The following is a 21625-nucleotide window of genomic DNA, read 5'->3' as shown; positions in this document are numbered from 1 at the left end:
CTATATCGCTCACACACCGTTCGACCTATTAAACACTACGATATTCAACTGAAATAAAAACTATATGGATATCAAACGTGAATACAAAAACCTTTAAGCTATCGACCTTATCCAAGGCTATGCTGCCAATCCTAACGGCAACAGTAATCTCGGGTTGTAGCGACGATGACTCAACTTATGTCGCACCAACACCCTCAACCTCTGTACCTTCAGAAGTGGAACTTGCACCGAATGTAGCTTTACCTTCTGCTGCTGCAGCTCCTTCTGCTACTGAAATTTCTGTCAGCTACATTGCAGATACGACATCCACAGTTTCTCGTATGGCAAATGTCACCACCGACTTTAGCCAATGGGTACTGGAGTGTGGTGACAAATCATTTACGGCAACATCGTCTGATAATTTTGGTCCTACTTGGTTAGTTACTGCAACAGAAGCACAAGGCGCGTGCAATATTTCAGATGGTACAACTCAGCAGGCAGCCGTGACCTTAGACAGTAATGATGCTGGTAAGTCACTAGGTGTGACTCATACTGGCGACAAAGTTGAAGGTTCTCGCCAAGACACTATGATGATGGCTCACGGGCTTGATCAAACCGGTACTGACGTAAAATTACCAGAAGTAGCAGCACCTGGTGAATTACCCGCTCCACCGTCTGGTCACTTTGCATTGCACTTATACGATGCACTAGGTGATTACAAAGAAGACGGTGCTGATAAAAACGGCTACGCAAACTTAAACCTGCATATCTGGAATAACGCAAGTTGTGCCGCAGCAGGTGAAGACTACCTAAATGGTGGATGGGACGACGTAAGCGTAACACCAGATGCCTCTGATGAGTTTGGTCCAGTTTGGTATGTACCGGTTACTGATGATGCCACTCAATGTTTCAACGTAATTTTCCGTAACGCCAACAAAGATAAGCTTATTGGTAACGACCTTGTGATTGATATTTCAGGTCAAGCAGATAACCCTGGCGTCACTTATATTCCTGGCAGCGGAACGTCTTACCCAACCCGAGATGACGCATTTGCAGTAGGCGGTCCATCTTCAGAATTCACTATTGATACCGTTGGGGCGATTTTACTTGATGACAACACCATGGTGTGGCGCGCAGGCAACGGTGCTGACCTTGTGCAAATCATGTTCAGCTCAAACGGCAAGTACGATGTATCAGAAGACGGTGTCGTCACCGGCGCATCGATCAAACTAACTGGTGCAACGCTCACTGACGCACAGAAAAAACAATTCCCTCACCTTGCTGATTACCCAGCATTTGAAGTGCCAGATCTACCAAGTGAGTTATCACTTGCGTCTTTGATGAAAGGCAGCTTAATTGCCATTGCTTCTTCAAATGGTGTTGCAGATGAACCATCAGCACTGCGTTCTTCAACTGCCATTCAATTTGCTGGTGCGATTGATGCTATTTTCGCTGAAGATGCTGCCGATCTAGAATACGGTCCAATTTATGGTGATGACGGCGTGACTTTCCGTCTGTGGGCTCCAACAGCTTCTGAAGTTGAATTGGTGGTTTACAACAGCGACAAGTCTGAAGCTTCACGTCACGCAATGACTGAAGATGCTGCTTCTGGTAGCTGGAGCGTTGAACTAGAAACTGACGCGGTAGACAACAAATTCTACCGTTACGCAATGAAAGTGTTCCAACCAAGAGAGCAAAAAGGTTACGGCTACGAAGTAACTGACCCGTACTCAGTGAGCCTTTCAACAAACTCTCTATACAGCCAAGCCATCGATTTAGATTCAGATGATTTGAAACCAGCTGGTTGGGATGGTTTAGACGCACCACACTCTCAAAACCCTGAAAATGGTGATTTGTCTAACATGGTGATTTACGAATCTCATGTCCGTGACTTCTCAGCTCAAGATGCAAGTACAGACAACAAAGGTAAGTACCTAGCCTTCACCGAACAAAACTCAGTTCCAGTAAACCACCTGAAAGAGCTAAGTGAAGCAGGCATGACTCACCTGCACTTAATGCCTGTATTTGATATCGCGACGATCAACGAAGATCCCGATAAAGTTGCCAATATCGACGAACCGTTTAGTAAACTTTGTTCTCTGAATGCATCTGTTGAAAAAGATGACCGATTCAGTGGCTACTGTACAAGTGGTGGCACGATTGCTGATGCATTTGAAGAACTAAAAGCAAGCGATTCGAAAGAAAACCCAGTGATTGAAGGACTTAACGAATACGTTCGTTCAGTCGACTCATACAACTGGGGCTATGACCCATTCCATTACACGGTTCCTGAAGGTTCATACTCTAGCGATGCAGAAGGTACAGCGCGTATCCTAGAATTCCGTGAAATGGTGAAGTCAGTTAAAGAAGATATCGGCATGAACGTCGTTGTGGATGTGGTGTACAACCATACCAACGCTTCAGGCATGAACGACAAGTCGGTACTGGATAAAGTCGTTCCACTTTACTACCAACGTTTAGTTCCGGATACAGGTCTAGTAGAAACATCAACCTGTTGTGAAAACACAGCACCTGAAAATGCCATGTTTGCCAAGCTGATTGATGACTCTATCCAAACTTGGGTTGAAGCTTACAAAATTGATGCTTTCCGTTGGGACTTAATGGGCCACCACCCACTTTCACAAATGGAGCAAACATTAGCCGCAGCGCGTGAAGTCAATTCTGAAGTTTACTTCTACGGTGAAGGTTGGAACTTTGGTGAAGTTGAGAACAACAAACGTTTTGTACAAGCAACTCAACCGAACCTTGGTGGCACTGGTATTGGCTCTTTCTCTGATAGATTAAGAGATGCAGTACGTGGCGGTAGCCCATTTGATGAAGCTAACGGCATCCGTGAAACTCAAGGTTTTGCTACTGGTGCAGCAGTATTACCTAATGAGCTAAGCCGAGATGCAGAAGGCAATGTGTCTGATGCAGAATTAGCTCGCGCACTTCACCAAACTGACTTAACTCGCTTAGGTATGGCTGGCAACTTGAAGAAATTCAAGATGGTCGATTACGAAGGGACAACTCAAGTAGGTTCAAGCATTGACTATAACGGTCAGCAAGCAGGTTACGCAGAACAGCCTTGGGAAGTTCAAAACTACGTTTCTAAGCACGATAACCAAACGTTCTGGGACATCAATATGTACAAAGTGCCTTCAGAGGCATCAGTTGAAGTTCGCGTTCAAATGCAGTCTGTTGGTATGGCGACCGTTCTTCTAGGTCAAGCAATGCCGTTCAACCATATGGGTGGTGAACTGCTACGTTCTAAATCAATGCAGCGTGACTCTTACGACTACGGTGATTGGTACAACCTTGTCGACTTTACTCTTGCAGACAACAACTGGAACAAAGGTTTACCTGCAAAAGATAAAGACTTCGCTAACTATGATTTGATCAGTCAAGTAACGGCCGACGTTAATGCTCAGCCACAAGCTAAAGACTTGGAATTGATGTACTCAAATTACAAAGAAATGCTACGCATCCGTAGTGCTTCTGATTTGATGACACTGCCAAGTGCTGAAGAAATCATGAAACGTGTCGACTTCCGTAATTCAGGCAAAGGTCAAACTCCAGGTTTGATTGTAATGAGCATTGATAACGGTTCAACACAAACGACTGACCTAGATGCAAATCTTGATTCAATCGTAGTGGTTATCAACGCATCACCAGAAACTCAAGTTATTGGTGATTTTGTTGACCACGAAAGCAAAGCCATCGAACTTGCTGGTTTTGCATTAAGTGAAGAACATGTGAATGGCGGCGTAGCCGGCGCTTCACAGTTTGCAGAAGGTAAGTTCTCGGTTCCTGCTTGGTCTAGCGCAGTGTTTGTACAAGCTCGTAACGGCGAACGTGGGCTAGGTTTGCCAGTAAGCGAAAAACTTGATGATTTACCTCCATTTGGTAACACCAAGATCTACATTGCTGGTGACTTCCCTGCTGCATCTTGGGATCCATCAACTATCGAAGTACCTTACGCTAATGGCGGTTTGTATACAGTTCAACTAGGTCTTGCTAAAGATACTGGCTACAAATTTACTAAAGGCTCATGGGATACAGAAATTAGCTGTGGTGGTGATAACTGCCCAAGTAACTTCTCTGAAATGGGCATGTACGAGTTCACACTTGATGCAACCAATACTGAGACGCCTGTTGTGGTTGATGCTGTACTAAGCGAAAGCTATGTGGGTAAAACGTGGTTCATCCCAGGCACAATTTCTGGCGATTGGGCGCACGGTGATGCTCAGAAAATGACATCAGATGCTGATAAGCCTGAAATGATTTCATTTACAACAGCGGAGCTGACTGCCGGTGAAACGACTCAGTTTAAAATGACTTGTGGTAACTGGGGCGAATGTGAACATGCATTTAATGATGTCGTTCAGGGCTCTGAATCTCTGGAGATTACTGACTCAAGCGGCAATATTGCTTTCACTCCTGCAACAGCAGGTAGCTACCAAGTGGCATTCAACATTCTAAACAAAGAGCTAACGATTACTGCTAAGTAATTTTAGTAAATGTAATATGAAAGCGTAAAGCTTGGCTGCTCTAAAACAGCGCCAACTAAAAGCAAGCGCCAACCTATAGTAGGTTGGCGCTTTTTCGTTTCTAGAGATTTGCTTTCTAAAGCATTATTTTCTATAAGCTTAGCTTCAATAGCCTTAAACAAGTTACAGTATACAAATCAGGTTTTGGTTCAGCTTAAAGCTAGGTTTGACATAGCTTGAATCTAGGTTTGGAAGCTGTCTTACATAACTACCTTAAATCGATTCCTGCAAAATCTGGACAAATCGTTGGATCTTTTGATCATCAATCCCCTGCTTAGTATAAATCCCGACATTGCCTAACCTTTCTTCATTCACCAGTAAGGTTTCAATCTCTCGCTCTTTCATCCAAGCGCACATTTTCTGACTATATGGCATCACCGCATCAGTCATTTTTAACATATCAATGCTGGCGAAAAGTGAGTCCACATCATACACATCACGCCCAACCAACTGGCTTTCCATTGCATCTTCTTGGGAATTAACATGATCAGAGAGAACCGAATTGTGCCTTGAATGCTCAGGCGTCACTCTTAATAACGGGTACTGTTCTTGACTCTTCAATTGATCACCCATGCCCAATTTTTTCTTAGTCAGCAGCGGGTGATCTTTTCGAACAAAAATGGCTTCTTTATCTTGAAACAAAGGATGAAACGTCACTTTACAACGCTCATGTAAACCTGTGACTTCATGCCCTACAAACAAATCGATATCACCTTGAACAAGGTGGTGCATCAAAGACAAGTTATTTCCAAATTCCAAATGCAATGAGCAAGCTGGCTCTATTAGTTTGTATTCTTTAACGGAGTGGCAAACGAATTGTTCCCACCACGCTTCACCCGTTCCTATTTTTAACTTACCCAATTGGCGTTGCTGCATATCGGTAAAGCGGTGCATTAAGCTCAAATGTTTTTCTTGTTGCTCTTGCACATACTCTCGGAATAAACGCCCATACTCCGTTAATTCCACACCTTTGGATTTACGAATAAAAATAGGCACACCAACATCGGCTTCTAACTTTTTAATGGCAGCAGTCAAAGAAGGTTGGCTGATATTGAGCTTATCAGCGGCACCTTTTATGCTGCCAGTATGGGCAACCATCAAAAAATATCGGTATGGCTTATTCATATTGCTTTCTCTTTATTTGCATAACATCACAAAATGCGCGGTTGGTTTTTCAACGATTTATAGCGTTATGTAAAACATACATCAAACAACAGCCATGATATAGCTTTTTCCTATAGAGAAATGAGTCTAACGCTATTTCCCCACCTCGCATAAAATCACTATAGTAAGCCCAATCGTTTTATTGAGTGGAATTGAATAATGGAACAAAAATGGTGGCATGACGCCGTGGTGTATCAAATTTACCCACGTAGCTTCTTAGATTCAGATAATGATGGCATTGGTGACCTAAATGGCATCATCAGCAAGTTAGACTATTTGAAAAATCTTGGTATTAATGTGCTTTGGTTGTCTCCTGTTTATCAATCTCCAATGGATGACAACGGGTACGACATTTCTGACTATCAAGCCATCGCCAAAGAGTTCGGTAGCATGGAAGACATGCAGCGCTTACTTGATGAAGCGAACAAGCGTGACATAAAAATAGTGATGGATCTTGTCGTGAACCACACATCTGATGAACATACTTGGTTCGAACAATCGCGCTCTTCTAGAGACAACCCATACCGTGATTACTACATTTGGCGTGATGCTAAACCAGACGGTAGTGCTCCAGATGATCAAGAGTCAATTTTCGGTGGCAGTGCTTGGCATTGGGATGAACATACTCAGCAGTACTTCTTCCATCTATTCTCAAAAAGACAGCCAGATTTGAACTGGGAAAATACCAAAGTTCAAGATGAAGTTCACGCCATGATGAATTGGTGGATTGACCTAGGCATAGGTGGTTTCCGCCTAGATGTGATTGACCTTATCGGTAAAGAAATCGACAAAGGCATTACAGGAAACGGTCCTCGCTTACATAAACTGCTACAGGAAATGAACCAAAAAACCTTTGGTAACAAAGACCTATTAACGGTTGGGGAAACTTGGGGCGCAACACCTGAAATAGCCAAGCTATACAGCGCACAAGACAGAAATGAACTGTCGATGGTTTTCCAATTTGAGCACATTACCCTGACTTGGGAAAACGGTGACAAGTGGAACCCGATCCCGCTCGATTTGAAAGAATTCAAGCAAGTGCTAACTAAGTGGCAAGTAGAGTTGGCTGATGGTGGCTGGAACTCTCTGTTCTGGAACAACCACGATTTACCAAGACTGGTTTCCAAATATGGTAACGATAAAGAGTACCGCGTGGAGTCTGCGAAAATGCTGGCAACCTGCCTACACTTCTTAAAAGGCACGCCTTACATTTTCCAAGGTGAAGAAATCGGTATGACCAATGTTGCTTTCGAAAATCTTGAGCAATATAAAGACATTGAAACCCAGAACTTTTACAAAGTACGCACAGAAGCAGGCGTGACTCATGAACACATGATGGATGCGATTCACGAAAATAGCCGTGATAATGCTCGTACGCCGATGCATTGGGACAACAGTGAAAATGCTGGTTTTTCCAAGGGAACTCCATGGATTGAACTGAATCCGAACTTCCCAGAGATCAATGTGGAAGAGGCGTTAGCTAACCCAAATTCTATTTACTATCACTACCAAGATTTAATCAAACTACGTAAGGCGCACCCTGCCATTGTTCATGGGTCATTCACTCCTGTGTTTGAAGACCACGACAAAGTATTTGCCTACGTAAGAGAGCTTAACGAAGAGAAACTATTCGTTATCTGTAACTTCTCAGATGAAGCTTTAACGCTAGATGTACCAACTGAGTACCAAAAACAAGATCTAACTTGCTTGATTAACAACTACCAAGCTGTCACTGCAATATCAGAAACACTGAACTTGAAGCCATACGAGTCTTTTGCTGTGAAGCTTTAAACTGATTCATAAGGTTTTATAGCAAATTAAATCAAAGAAAATACGTAGCAACCCAAAGAGGCAAGTCTCATATCCTTGCCTCTTTTTTTATTCAAAAAACACAATTATTTGCTAAGCAACTGAGTACGTAAAAACATTCCTCTTCCTTTACCAAAAAGAGTTTGAGCGATTCTTCACACTTATGAAAACGCTCTATATCACAAAAATTTTCAATAGCCTTTATTTAAGGTAACTTTCACCAAAGGTATAGATTAAAGCTATACCTAGCACTCATAATCCTATTTCTCCTTCTTCCCATGCATCGCTATAATTCACCCAAGATAATAAGAACTAGTAGAAGCTCTTATCACTTATGGATAACCTTCTGAAAATGGAACTGAACTATGAAACATGTATTAAAAACTCTGTCTATTTGTACCCTTGCTGCTTTATGTAATGCTCCTGCTGTCGCGATGGAAGAAGGTGAAATCACCATCTGGATCAATGGCGATAAAAGCTATGACGGTCTTGCTCAAATTGGTAAACAATTTGAAGAAGATACAGGCGTTAAAATCATTGTTCAGCACCCTGAATCTCTAGAAGCTAAATTCCAACAGCACGCGGCTACTGGCGGCGGTCCTGATATCATTTTCTGGGCACACGACCGCTTCGGTGGTTATGCAGAATCTGGTCTTCTACATGAAATCAAACCAAGTAAAGAATTCAAAAACAAGATTGTTGACTTCAGTTGGGACGCAGTAACGGTTGAAGGCAAGATTGTCGGCTACCCTGTTTCTATTGAAGCCCCTTCTCTTATCTACAACAAAGACCTACTGCCAAACCCACCAAAAACATGGGAAGAGCTAGCTGATATCCAAAAAGATATGCAGAAGCAAAACAAGCAAGCAATTATGTGGGATATTAAGAATGCTTACTTCACATGGCCAGTTATTTCTTCTGGCGGCGCATTTGCTTTTGAGAAAACAGCAGATGGCTACGATGAGAAAAGCACTGGCGTAAACAACGCTGCAGGTGTTCGCGGTCTTCAATTCTTAGTAGACATGGTTAACGAGGGCGTACTAAACCCTAATATGGATTACTCTGTAGCTGAAGCGGCGTTCACTAAAGGTGATGCAGCAATGACCATCAATGGTCCTTGGGCCTGGGGCAACTTAGATAAAATGGGCGTTAACTATGGCGTTGCGGTTCTACCAACTTTAAATGGTGGTAAAGGTAACCCATTCGTTGGCATCCTAAGTGCGGGTATTAACTCTGCAAGTCCAAACACAGACCTAGCAGTAGAATTCTTAGAGAACTACCTATTCTTAGATGAGTCTCTAAAAATCATGAATGATGACAAACCACTAGGTGCCGTTACACTGAAATCATTCCAAAAAATCCTAGAGAGCGATGAGCGCATTAAGTCAACAATGACCAATGCAGAAAACGGTGAAGTAATGCCTAACATCCCTCAAATGACCGCTTACTGGTTTGCTGAAGGCGCTGCAATTGATAACGCAATGCAAGGTAAGCAAACAGTAAGAGAAGCGCTAGATATGGCTGCTAAACAAATTACTAAATAATTCCAAGTCCTATATTTCAAGTACTGTATTCCAAGTACTAATTGTCCGTAAGTTTGGCACAGTTCGCTGTGCCTTTTTTCATTTCTGGAAATTACATCTCTATGCAAATCCCTACTCTCTATCTTAAAGGCACTTTTAATGGTTGGGGGTTAGATACCCCTTTCATCTCGCTTTCCGAACACTGCCTACAAACAACTGTCTGTTTATCTACGGATCAATATCGCTTCAAAATATCCGACTTAGACGGTACAGAGAATTGGACCTTATCGGGCCATGCCAATAATCCTACCGTGTGCAAAACGGATACACTGACTCAGCTTGTCACCACTCAGGGAATTGGAAACGACCTTCTATTTTCACCTTCAGCTCCAGGTTTATTTACGTTAGAGCTCAATTTCCAAGGTGATGTTCCTACCATTATCTTTGCTGAAGGCGAGCCTCAAAACCACCGCCCAACAAGACAGCTCACGGATACAACCCTAATTGCGGACGCTGCAACACAATCAACAATAGACTGGCACAAACCTGACTTTGCACTCCCACACTATGAATTATTCCAACAGCTCGCGATAATCGAAATGGAAAGTTTTCCGTTTGTATTTGGTGATAACGTAGATGGTTACTATCACGGAACTACGCATAGCTTTGTGAACAGCGGTAAGTATCGCCACCACCAAGGTTGGGGTTTAGGCGGTTTTGCCAGCTTCGTAGACCATAAAATTAATGACAAAGAATCCGCTAATCATGCCAGTTTGATGCCTTATGGCATTGAGCATCACTATTCCAATCAAAAGAGAAACATCTCAAACCCTACTTCTTCAGACTGCTTGAGCATCATTCAAGGGTCAAGATTGGCTTGTTTACATGTGAACGCTGAAGACAATACCATATTAGCAATAGTCCCTGAACTGAACATTCCGACCACACACTCAAGCATTCACACTAAGCAAAACAGCATAACCATAGAGCTTGACCACAGTATTTGCCCAGAAGGCAGCCCGCGTTTTATTTCAATTGCTGCGGATAAATCAATTTCTGCAAAAGAAATGACACTCGCCAATTCACCAGAACTCGACACGGTGATGCACCTATCTGAAAATAATGTGAAACTAAAACTGGAAACTCAGCAACCAGAGCATTCATTGTGTGTGTACTTATCTTTTGGTGACACTCTTGAAGAGACTCAAGCTCAAGCATTAAAAGCCGTTGAAGAGTCCGTATTTATTTCTCATCAACAAAGCATCTACCAATTTCTACTTAAAAACTACTTGTGGACGAACGACACCCACTTCAATAAATCGGTGATGTGGGCTCGTCTATCTAGCCGAACCTTTATTAGTCATGAGTTTGGTACAGGTATTTGGGCTGGGCTACCTTGGTTTAAAGATTGCTGGGGCAGAGACACCTTTATTGCTCTATCTGGCACTAGCTTAGTCAATGGCTTATTTGATGAAGCGAAAGCCGTGATTCAGAACTTTGCCTCTATGCAAATGTTAGATAAAGAATCTAAAAACTTTGGTCGTATTCCTAACCGAGTCACCAGTAAATCCAATATTATCTACAACACCACAGATGGTACGCCGTGGATGATACGAGAAGCCTTAGAGTACATAAATTACTCGGGTGATACTGAGTTTGCTAAAGACATTTACCCAACAGTGAAACGCTTTATTGAGGGCGTTGAAAAAGAATACCTAGATTCAGACAATTTAATGTCACACCGCCACCCTGACACTTGGATGGACGCAAAAATCAATGGCATTACACCTTGGTCGCCAAGAGGACCAAAAGCTAATGACATTCAAGCGTTGTGGTTTGAAAGTGTAAATTGTGCAATGCAATTGGCTGAGTTAGTGGATGACCAAGACGCTAAGTCAGAATGGCATAAGCTATCTTCTAGCATCAAAGAGAGCTTCAACAATAAATTCTGGGATGCTGATAAACAGCAATTAGCGGATCACTTATCTAATGAAGATAAGCCTGATTACAGCATTCGACCGAACCAATTAATGGTGTTGTCGATCCCACAAGATAGCTCTTTGGCAGATGATGGCATTGAACAGCATATAGTGAAAAATGCGGTTGAAACTTTACTGTTCCCTTGGGGCATTTGCTCGCTTCAGCAAGAACATATTGATTTTCACCCTTACCATGACAACCAGATTCAATACCACAAAGACGCGGCCTACCATAACGGTACAATTTGGGGGTGGAACGCTGGTTTCACTGTAAGTGCGCTTAACCGATTAAACCAACAAGAGTTAAGCTATGAGCTCTCTAGGAATCTAGGTCAGCAGATCTTAAAGCAAGGCTGCCGTGGTGCAATGAGTGAAAACTTAGATGCTTACCAGACGATTACTGAGGGTTCTTCTGTATCAAACCAACTGCTTGAAAGCCCGCTAGTTGAGTCTGGAACATTTGCCCAAGCTTGGTCCGTCTCTGAATACGCTCGTAATGCTCAGCAAGACTACTTAGGCTACCGCCCACAGTTGTTGGCTAATCGTATTCATTTGAACCCAAGGCTACCAAGTGCATGGACGGATCTAAGTGCAACTCTTCCTTATGGAGAAAGTAGCTTGCTTAAGGTTCAGTTTAACAAGCAAAATGATACTAGCCATTACGTGATCAACGCGGCACAAGCAACAGAACAGAAACAAGATCCCAACAAGCTACATAGCAACAAACTTCAGCTGTGCATTACTTTGAAGGTAAGTAATGAAACAGACGTAAAAATTGAATGCCCAGCAAATGTGGATTTAGACATCGTCATTAATCATAAAACAGGTGAAGTAACCACAAGCACCGAGCCAAACAATGTGAGTATTATTTCGAGTAAACAATACCCATCTTTGGATAATTTGCACTTTGCTAAACCAGACTTCACACGCCAACATCGAAGTGTGTTAACCAAAGATTATCTATTGAATAAGAGAACTGAAGAGAATTTGGAAGTTGCCAAAGATTAGCGTTTAACATCCTCTCCCTTCATCGCACTCAGTTAGAATAGATCGATAAAAAATGGCGTTTGAGTTCTACCTCAAACGCCATTTCTATTATTAAACGTATTTTTTGAAACTTGTGATATTCAGGATTGATGATCCAAAATGCTGCGAATAAATACAGGGAAACGCTCAGCCCACGCTATTTCATTATGTTCATGCCCTTCACCTTCAACATAGAACAACGAAACATTGCTTTTATCTTCTAACAAGGTTTTCATATCCCGAGAACCTGATAGATAAACCTCAGCAAAATCGACCTTTGAGCCATCTCTTTTTTCATTGGTTCCCATGTCCATATAAATAGTCATGGGTAATCCAAACTCAGCTTCAGACGCTAACTTAAAAAACGCAGAGTAATTAAACCAAAATGCAGGGGAAAACACCCCGATACTAGAAAATACCTGCTGATACTTAATCCCACCATAAAGGCTGATTAAACCGCCCATTGAACTTCCAGCCAAATAAGTAGATTCACGTTGCGGGTTAGTTCGGTAATGACCATCAATATATGGTTTTAAGGTCTCACAGATAAAGGCAAGGTACTCACTTCCCTCTCCACCATGCCTTAGCAGCACTTCTTCAATGCCTAGCTTAAGCACTGCCTCGCTGGCTTTATATGGTGAATACTCATCGTAGCGGCTCATTTTATCTAGCTCTTCACTGCTATCCACCGCCACGACTATCATGCCATCCTGCTTTGAACTGTTTTGCATGGCATCTAGCGTGTCACGAACTTTCCAGCTCATTCCATAAGTGGCCGTTTTTTCTTCGAAAACATTTTGTCCGTCGTGCATGTAAAGCACAGGGTAGCGTTTTGAAGAAGCTTCATAGCCTATTGGTAAATAAATGCGAACCGTCCGGGAGCGGTTGAGTTGCGGGATAAAAAAATCAGAATGGATGACGAGTGTTGATTCCTCTGTATGCATAACTTCTCCTTAAACCAACAAAGTTCGGCTCAAAAATATAATTGATAAATACATAAAATTAACGCCCCTTTCGGAGCGTTAATGAATAATTGATATATGCCTTAAATGGAACTACTTAGCGTTAACTGCTCGAACAAACGCTTCTTGAGCACCTTCAACATTCAACGCTTTTGCTTCATCAAGTAGACCTAGAGCTTTAGGCACATCGCCTGATTTCACCGCTTTTTGAATAGCAGAAATATAGAAATCTTGAGTTTCTTGTTGAACCTTAATAGCTGTAGTAACTGCCGGTTCTGCAGCAACAGGGGCAACGGCTACTGGTGCTACCGCCGCTGTCGCTCGGTATGGGCGAAGCTTCAACGTTTCCACTTCAAGCTCAATACGACCACCAAGACGGTTAGTGTAAACAGGGTCAATGACCATTGGCATCACTTCGCCAAACTCTTTGGCGCGCACTTTCGCAGGGTGATCCACTTTAATCGCTTTACCAAGTTCATCCGCTGGGGTGTACACGATCATATAAGGCGTTTTACTTGCATCAATACGCAAGCGTTCTACATAGCTCGTACGAGTAAAAGCATCAGATGCTTGTACTTTAAAATCATCAAATTTTACTGTTTTCGTTGGCTGGAAGGCCTCATCTAAAAAGATGACCTCTGGGGCAAAAACCGAGTCATCAATCATCAAGCTTGAAAGCGTTACAACCATCTCACCTGAACGGTCACTGAATTTGAACGCTGCAAAGTGGCTGTTACCCGTAGTGAAGTTACCTACCGGTGAACCTAAATCAATATCAAATTTTAAATCTTCATTGTCGTTTAGCTGCGCATAAGGGAATTGCGTAAAATCACTGCAGCAAACTTCTGAATTGGTTGGGGGAGAAAGTTCAGTTTGAACCTGAACATCAGATGCACAACCGCCTAGCAAGGCACCTAGTACCACGGCTAAAATAGAGCTTTTATTTTTCATTGTAATCTCTCTTACTATTGGTTGTTATGGGGTAAAACACAAAAAGGCAGCCAAACGGCTGCCTTCAATACTATTTGATTTAGAACCAAATTTCAGTATGTACACCGAATACGAATTGGTCATCACCATTTTCGATACCGATAATCGAAGCACTCGCTTCATCGTCAGCTTTGATGTAGCTGATGTATGGCTTAACTTGTGGACGACCGAAGTAGTCAGAGTTAGCTGTGAATGCAGTTGCGATTTCTAGGTTAATGATGTTGCTTTCTAGTGCATCACCAGTACGACCCCAGTAACCTTCATCACCTTCTTCATGACCGTAAGAAGCTGTCGCTTCAAGACGAACATTGTCGTTCAGTTTGTAAGAAGGACGAGCTGCCACCATGTAACGAGTTAAACCTTCAGCAGTGAACAGTTGGTCAAGAGCCGTAAAGTATGTAATTTCAGTACCAAGCTGGATTTTATCTGAAATGTTTAGTACACCGTAAGACGTTAGGAATAATGATTCAGCTTTATCATCACCACCTGACCAGTTACCAAAGTTAACACCACGGTTTTGCATTACACCAGAACCGTAAGCAACCGCGTTTTGTGTCCAACCATCAAGACCATAGTAGCTAGTATTAAGCGTTACCGATGCACCGATACCGTCATCATTTTCACCATCTTTAACTTGCTTACCGTATTTGAAGTCAAAGTCTAGGCTACCGATACCAGCATCAACACCGTAGTAGTAAAGGTCAATAGAAGAAAGCGTTGTACGGTCTGCGTTATCATCACCAGCTGTTGGATCAGCCATTACGTATGCAATACCCGCTGTTTTGCCATCAAGCTTAGTTTGGATACCAGCACCAATACCTGAAGATTGTTTCCAGAACTCACCAGAAAGGATACCCGCAGCACGGTTTAGGTAACGTTGACCACCCCAGATAGAAGTGTCTTCACCTAGAATGCCACCAAGCTCTACGAACGCTTCTTTTAGAGCAAAACCGTCAGTGTCATTTACACTTTGGTCACCATCAGAAGAGTATGCAGAAGAGTTGCCATTACCAAATTCTGAACGTAGAACGTAATCAGCCCACACACCATTTTCGTATTCACTGTGTTTTTTGATTGAAAATTCTACTTGGTTAGTACTCTTACCGTGAGTACCTGCTGTTTTGTAGTCTGGACGACCAAATTCAGTATCAGTTGTAGTACCGTCAACAACACGTACATTCGAAGACATGTAGCCATGAACTTCCCAACCATCAGTTACAGTATCAGTAGGTGCAGCAAATGCAGAACCCGCAGCTAATGTAGATGCCACTGCAGCAGCAATCAAACTTACTTTTTTCATTCTTAACTCCATTAAGGACGATTCATTATTAATATTTTTATTTTTGCTCTCATGAAACAACCAAAGGCAGTAATGGCAACGTAACGTAGAGAGGTACTAGGGTTTCCCCTACAATTTGTTTCAACGGGGTCAATATTAAGAAAGGATGACAACTTTGACTTCCTCCACCCTAAGCTAATTTAGGGGGGATGAGAAAGGCGTAGAAAGTATACAGAACGGTGTTTAAGGGAGTTGGATCACTTAAATTAGGAGGAGTAGACCGCACCTAGATCGACTTATTCAGTATAAATGGGACGCACATCAAACATATACATTGAACGAATTAATAATAAAAAATTTTAATAAATAATTAATCTGTGAAGATGCTTGACCTTACTGTGACAAAGCTTTTTACTTATAGTTAACTAATGTTGTTTAACTGAACAAGAATAATAAGTAATGACTAAAACTCTCTCTCGCCCTTATCCACTAGGCGCTACGCTAAGTAATGCTGGTTGTAACTTTTCAATTTATTCACCTGAATGTAAATCTATCTCCCTAGCTTTATTTGACGATAAAGATGAATTCAAAACATATAAATTAGAGGGAGAGTACGCAGGAATTAAACATACATTCATTGAAGATATTAAAGCAGGGCAAAAATACGGATACATCGTTGAAAATTGCGATGGCTCTTTATTACTTTCAGACCCTTACGCTAAAGCACTAAGTGAACCTTTACATTACAGCACGCCTTACACGAACGATAAAAGTTTCTCCATGGCAAAGTGTGTAGTGACCGATGACAGCTTCGATTGGCAAGGTACCGAACACCCAAGAATTGACCGCGAAGATACCGTATTATTTGAAACCCATGTAAAAGGGCTTTCAAAACTTCATCCAGAAATTCCAACCAAAGACCAAGGTCGCTATTTAGGGTTAGTGAGCCCTGAAATGTTGGCTTTCTATAAGCAACAAAACATCAATTCTTTACAGCTACTTCCCGTTGCAGCTTGTATGCATGAACCCCACCTTCTGGATATGGAAAAGGTCAACTACTGGGGCTATAACCCCTACCTTTTCATGGTTCCAGACCCTCGTTATGCAGATAAAGATGCAGTGATAGAACTGAAAACTGCGATTAGAGAACTTCACCGTAATGGTATTGAAGTCATTTTAGACGTGGTTTATAACCACACAGCGGAAGGTGGCGAAGGTGGCACAGTCTTTAATCTCAAAGCACTCGATCAACGCTTTTATATTAAACATGGACAACATTTCGCGAACTTCACAGGTTGCGGAAATACTGTCGATCTCACGTACCAGCCGGCTTTAAATTTAGTGATGGATACTCTTCGCTATTGGGTAAGCGAATATAAAGTGGATGGCTTTCGCTTTGATTTAGCCGCAACACTTGGGCGACAAGGGGACGACTACAACCCTGAAGCTGCATTCTTCAAAGCCGTTGCTCAAGATCCGGTTCTTCGTGAAACAAAACTGATTGCAGAACCTTGGGATATCGGACCAAATGGCTACCAAGTTGGTAACTTTCCACTCGGTTGGAATGAATGTAACGACAAATTAAGAGATATCACACGCAGCTTTTGGCGCGGTGACCAAGGTTATTTGAAAGAGTTTGCGACCCGTTTAATGGGCTCTAGAGACATCTATAGCGCGGCCCATTGGCCTTATAAATTGACGGTTAACTACATCACTTACCATGATGGGTTCACCATGCAGGATCTCGTTTCTTATAAGCATAAGCACAATGAAGATAATGGTGAACACAACCGAGATGGTCATGGTGATAACCGTTCTGAAAACTACGGAATAGAAGGCGAGACGGAAAACTTATTAGTTATCGCGACTCGTGAAAAACAAAAGCGCAACTTTATGGCAAGTTTGCTGTTTGCTTTTGGTATTCCGCACATTCTAACTGCAGATGTCCTTTCACATAGCCAAAAAGGTAACAACAATGCTTACTGCCAAGATGGCGAAACAAGTTGGTTGAATTGGGACATTTCTGAGCGTAAAGATTACTTCAAAAGCTGGCTTTCAGAAATGGTTGCCGCCCGCCAAGAATTTATGGTGCCGTTCATCAAAGCCTTTAGTGGTGATAAACGAAACTCAAACCGAATTTCTTGGAGCCGTGTAGATGGCACAATCATGGATCATGATGACTGGAACCGCTTAAGCTCTGTAGCGTTGCACTTAGGAATTGGTAAAGACGGCAACGAACTCATTTACTTAATAAACCAAACAAATGCACCTGCTAGGTTTACTTTGCCAAGTGACCGAAATCAAAGCTGGGTAACCATCTGCGATACTAACTTACGGAATGTGAAAGCCTGTTCAGCAGAAGGTGAAATGTTGCTATCACCAACCTCAATGGCTATTTTGCATTACACGCCGAATGCTTAATGCTTAATGCTTAATGCTTAATGCTTAATGCTTAAAAAGCATTACAAATTGATAAGAGCCAGCTAACTTTATAGCTGGCTTTTTTTTAAGCTAATCATCACAAAATTTCGAAAATTATATGGAATCATTTGCATTGATGTGAGTGTGAAAACTGTTTACTATGCTTCCACAATAAAAAACAGATTCACCACGTCTTTGGATATCATGGCTTTACCTAAAACACTCATTCGGCTAACAAGGCCGTACATTATATTATTAACTGGCTTTATGCTTTATTTAGCCGCGGTACAGTTGAAAGAAGCAGAAGATTCTGCTCATGAACAGTCTTCATCAAATATTAGAATTGCCACTTCTCTAGTAAGATCAAATATCGAAGCCACTTTCGGTAAGCTTAATTTATTAGAGAGAGCTATACTCTCCACTCCCAATAAAAAAGTCGCCCAGCAAAGCTTCGATGAACTGGCAAATACTATACTCAAGCGGTCCTCATACTTTTCTGACATTGTTCGCTTTACACCAAGCTCTCAAATTTATTCTTCTTCGATAAACCAGCCTTTAACTCACGACGTTATTAACAATATTCAGTGGCGATCAATCAATACTGTCTCTGGGGATTTTTTCATTTCCTCAGTTTACCAAAAGCCTAATCATCGATGGGTATTTGCAATTAAAAACAGAAAGTTAGACCAAGGTGAAGAAATTTGGATCGAGTTTGATTTATTGCATACGACACAAGGGCTAAAAGATCTCAAAACACTCAATAAGGGCTATATTTTTGTCGTAGACCAAACCACAGAAAAATTGGTGTTTCATCCAGATCCAATTCGAATAGGTAGCCAGTCAATAAGCTACAATGCAGGGATTAAGTCTCTTTTAGATTCAGGCTTAACCAATGGGAAATACGAATATTATTACCGAGGAAACTTCAAAGTTTCCGTCTTTAATGCGGATAATGATTTAAACTGGGTATTCATCGCGGGAACAGACCGCCGTGAGATCTTATCTTCTTCTTACCAGTTCACTATTGCTGGCATTCTAATTGCGTCTATGCTGTTACTCTGGTTTGTATTCAATTACCTTTCGCACCAATTGAATATAGCACTGTCGACACTCAACCAAGTGAATGACTTAGCAAGCTTCAAGCATCAGCTAAAATCTATTTTTGATAAGTTCACCTACCACCGCGGTGTACAATTTTGTTTATACGACCCAAACTCGCACAACTTCAGTACGCTTGATTACCATGGCAATAAAACCATCGTACATTCTGATGGTGATTTAGCATCTCGTTTTAAACCGGATACCCTCACTTACCAAGGAAGCCAATACACAGATCCTCTGGCTAAGAAACTAAAAATCCACCAACGCCACTACTGCATACCACTTTATTCAACAGAGCAGTTAATTGCCGTTATCTATGTAAATAGTTACTTTCCTATTAACAATAGTATTTTGCGACTGACTAGAAGTTACTCTGAAGTGTCTCTGGCTAATTTACTCCTTAATCATCAATTGAAGAGTAAAGACATTATGACTCAGCTAGAGAATAAGGCATTTTTTAACAGTACTTTAGAGCTCTACAAAAATACACCTGATACTTTTTTAGCTCGTCTAAGCATTGATAATTTTGAGTACATTAATCGTCATTATGGCGAGCAAATTGGTGACACCGCCATTATTAGCACAGCCGAGACTATTCGAGACCATTTCCCAAAACCAAAAGGGGTAAGTGTAGCTCGATTAAACGGCAATCAGTTTGGTATTTTGTTTCATGCGAATAACAATGAAGATGCAAAATACCAATTAGACCAATGTAGGATCGCCCTGTCAGAAAAAGTCATTGATACACCGTTAGATTCGCTAACACTGAGCGCAAGTATCGGTTATACCAAAATCATTGAGTCTCATGCATTCAGCCTAGCTCACGCTGAACATGCAAAAAAACAAGCAAGGCTGCTAGGAAGAAACCGAGTAGAAATGTATATCTCCAACCAAGAGATAGCCTCTTAGTTAATAATCAGGGTTAGCGCTGCTTTATTCTTCATTGAAACTTAGCTTTGTTCAAATCATTAGTCTTAATCAAAGCACCTTGTAAAACGGGTGCTTTTTTTTATGAAAAACCATTACAATGCGCCTCCTATTATTCCCTATGATTTCCAAACAACGGCTATAAAAGAATGAAACTGAGTAAGCGACTGCAAACCATTGAATCTCTCGTCGGTGACGAATACACCCATATATGGGATTGTTGTTGTGACCACGGTTTTCTTGGTACTCACTTACTGGCCACGAACAAAGCTCCCACTATTCATTTCATTGATATTGTGCCCCAATTAATGGATGAATTAGAGATCAAACTTGCACGCTATTTCCCAAAATCTGAAGTAACTGAGTCAACTTGGGAAGTACACTGCGGCGATGTGGTTGATATTGCCTTTGAGCAGTATGAAGGAAAACACCTAGTCATTATTGCGGGTGTGGGGGGCGATCTGACTCAACATTTTATCGAATCTATCCATGCACAGTATCCAACTTTAGCACTCGACTTTTTAATATGCCCGGTCCACCAGCAGTTTGAATTAAGACAGCAATTACAACAGCTCAATTTTCAGATGAAAGACGAATGCTTACTAGAAGAAAACCGCCGCTTCTACGAGATCATGTTGCTCAGCAATCAGCCCCAACAACAACCGAGTCAAAAAGTTCACCCTGTTGGCGAGAAAATATGGCAAGCCGATACCGAGCTTCAGCTTAAAACCGCGCTCAATTACCGCAGTAAAACCCTTCAACATTACCAGCGTTTACAGCTAGGAAAGCAAAATCAGGTAGAGCACATCATTGAAGCCTACCAAGCGATCCAATTACCCGAGCTATCTAGTTAATTACCTGAAGTCATCTAATAATGACCAACAGCTATCCAGTAAAATACCTATATAAAATTGCCTAGACCCAGATACAAAAATGCCAGCGACTATGCTGGCATTTTTATAGGATTATTCAGATGTTTTCATCGATAAGCTATTTACTGTACTTACGATAAACACCTTGTAGATATTCGTCTTTTTCTTGCCAGGTTTCATTCAACCAAGCATGGAAACGGCGTTTAAACGCTTTATCTTTGAAGTAATCACCATTTACGTTTTCATCCATAGGGTACACTTTCACACGTACCACAACAGAAGTTAGTTTGCCTTTTAGCATGTCCTCAAACGGAGAAACTTGGTTCTCTGGGTACGCTAACGTCACATCAACAATACCATCTAAAATCGGTCCCATTGCAGATAGAGCAAAAGCTACGCCACCAGTTTTAGGCTTTAACAAGTGTTGGTAAGGTGTTCTAACTGTTGATAGTTTTTCTTGGTTAACGCGAGTACCTTCCACAAAGTTAACCAGAGTTGTTGGCGCCAGCTTAAATTTTTCACACGCTTTATTGATAGCATCAAAGTCATCATTTCGTCTTTCTGGATGACGGAGTAGGTATTCACGAGAATGTCGCTTCATAAATGGCATATCCAGCCCCCAACATGCGAGCCCGACAAAGGGTACATACAACAGTTCATGTTTTAAGAAGAACTTAGGCATGGGTAATTTATCTTTCAAAATGGAAGACAAAATAACGATATCTGCCCAACTAAGGTGATTCGCCATCATCAAATACCATTGCTTTGTTGAAACGTCTTCCGCTCCCTCAACCTGCCACTTAATATTGTTATTAATATTTAGCATCCACAAGTTCAAAGACGCCCAGCACCAGAAGGTAAAGTTAGCCAAGCGTGTACACGACTTTTGAACGGTAGGGACAGGAAGAATCAACTTAATTAACCCAAAAAAACTCACTGTGAAGGCGGTCATTGCGGTATTTACAGTCACAAACAAGACGTTCAAGACCATGCGGAATTTATCAAACATAAACAAGGCTACATTAACAACGAAAAGCGCACAT

12 protein-coding genes are annotated in these 21625 nt (G+C 41.7%); 7 read left to right on the top strand and 5 right to left on the bottom strand.

Annotated elements, in window-relative coordinates; translation table 11 throughout:
• The first annotated feature begins 77 nt into the window (after positions 1-77).
• Positions 78-4490, top strand: coding sequence for a pullulanase-type alpha-1,6-glucosidase (gene pulA, locus L4C37_RS03140; RefSeq protein WP_429767846.1), 4413 nt, complete (start codon positions 78-80; stop codon positions 4488-4490).
• A gap of 252 nt (positions 4491-4742) precedes the next feature.
• Here pulA and L4C37_RS03135 read toward each other — a convergent pair whose 3' ends face one another.
• Positions 4743-5654: a LysR family transcriptional regulator gene (locus tag L4C37_RS03135; protein ID WP_429767845.1), complete on the bottom strand. Its 912-nt coding sequence runs from the start codon at positions 5652-5654 to the stop codon at positions 4743-4745.
• Between the two features lie 198 nt (positions 5655-5852).
• On the opposite strand from L4C37_RS03135, the gene L4C37_RS03130 reads away from it, so the two are divergent.
• From L4C37_RS03130 to L4C37_RS03120, 3 genes are all read left to right on the top strand, one after another.
• Complete coding sequence (locus tag L4C37_RS03130; protein ID WP_429767844.1) at positions 5853-7484, top strand: glycoside hydrolase family 13 protein; 1632 nt, start codon at positions 5853-5855, stop codon at positions 7482-7484.
• A 383-nt stretch (positions 7485-7867) separates the two neighbouring features.
• Positions 7868-9046: a maltose/maltodextrin ABC transporter substrate-binding protein MalE gene (gene malE / locus L4C37_RS03125; RefSeq protein WP_137371912.1), complete on the top strand. Its 1179-nt coding sequence runs from the start codon at positions 7868-7870 to the stop codon at positions 9044-9046.
• A 101-nt stretch (positions 9047-9147) separates the two neighbouring features.
• Positions 9148-12012, top strand: coding sequence for an amylo-alpha-1,6-glucosidase (locus L4C37_RS03120; RefSeq protein ID WP_429767843.1), 2865 nt, complete (start codon positions 9148-9150; stop codon positions 12010-12012).
• Positions 12013-12131: 119 nt separating this feature from the next.
• Here L4C37_RS03120 and L4C37_RS03115 read toward each other — a convergent pair whose 3' ends face one another.
• From L4C37_RS03115 to L4C37_RS03105, 3 genes are all read right to left on the bottom strand, one after another.
• Entirely contained in the window at positions 12132-12974 is an 843-nt protein-coding gene (locus L4C37_RS03115) for an alpha/beta hydrolase (protein ID WP_372265555.1), read from the bottom strand.
• 111 nt (positions 12975-13085) lie between these two features.
• Positions 13086-13943 (bottom strand): MalM family protein, encoded by an 858-nt coding sequence (locus L4C37_RS03110; RefSeq protein WP_429767842.1) that lies wholly within the window; start codon positions 13941-13943, stop codon positions 13086-13088.
• A 79-nt stretch (positions 13944-14022) separates the two neighbouring features.
• Positions 14023-15282 (bottom strand): carbohydrate porin, encoded by a 1260-nt coding sequence (locus tag L4C37_RS03105; RefSeq protein ID WP_429767841.1) that lies wholly within the window; start codon positions 15280-15282, stop codon positions 14023-14025.
• Between the two features lie 438 nt (positions 15283-15720).
• On the opposite strand from L4C37_RS03105, the gene glgX reads away from it, so the two are divergent.
• The 3 genes from glgX (at position 15721) to L4C37_RS03090 (ending at position 20564) form a co-directional block, all read left to right on the top strand.
• Complete coding sequence (gene glgX / locus L4C37_RS03100; protein WP_429767840.1) at positions 15721-17682, top strand: glycogen debranching protein GlgX; 1962 nt, start codon at positions 15721-15723, stop codon at positions 17680-17682.
• A gap of 267 nt (positions 17683-17949) precedes the next feature.
• Positions 17950-19692 (top strand): sensor domain-containing diguanylate cyclase, encoded by a 1743-nt coding sequence (locus L4C37_RS03095; protein WP_429767839.1) that lies wholly within the window; start codon positions 17950-17952, stop codon positions 19690-19692.
• 167 nt (positions 19693-19859) lie between these two features.
• On the top strand, positions 19860-20564 hold the full coding sequence (locus L4C37_RS03090) for a tRNA (adenine(22)-N(1))-methyltransferase (protein ID WP_429767838.1): 705 nt from the start codon (positions 19860-19862) through the stop codon (positions 20562-20564).
• Between the two features lie 136 nt (positions 20565-20700).
• Here the strand turns inward: L4C37_RS03090 and yihG are convergent, their stop codons facing one another.
• A complete protein-coding gene (yihG, locus tag L4C37_RS03085) occupies positions 20701-21591 on the bottom strand; it encodes a 1-acylglycerol-3-phosphate O-acyltransferase, YihG family (RefSeq protein ID WP_429767837.1) in 891 nt (296 codons plus the stop codon).
• Positions 21592-21625 lie beyond the last annotated feature (34 nt).

The organism is Vibrio kagoshimensis, from assembly GCF_050337535.1.
GTDB classification, from domain to species: Bacteria; Pseudomonadota; Gammaproteobacteria; order Enterobacterales; family Vibrionaceae; genus Vibrio; species Vibrio gallaecicus.
This window is presented reverse-complemented; position numbering and strand designations above follow the sequence as displayed.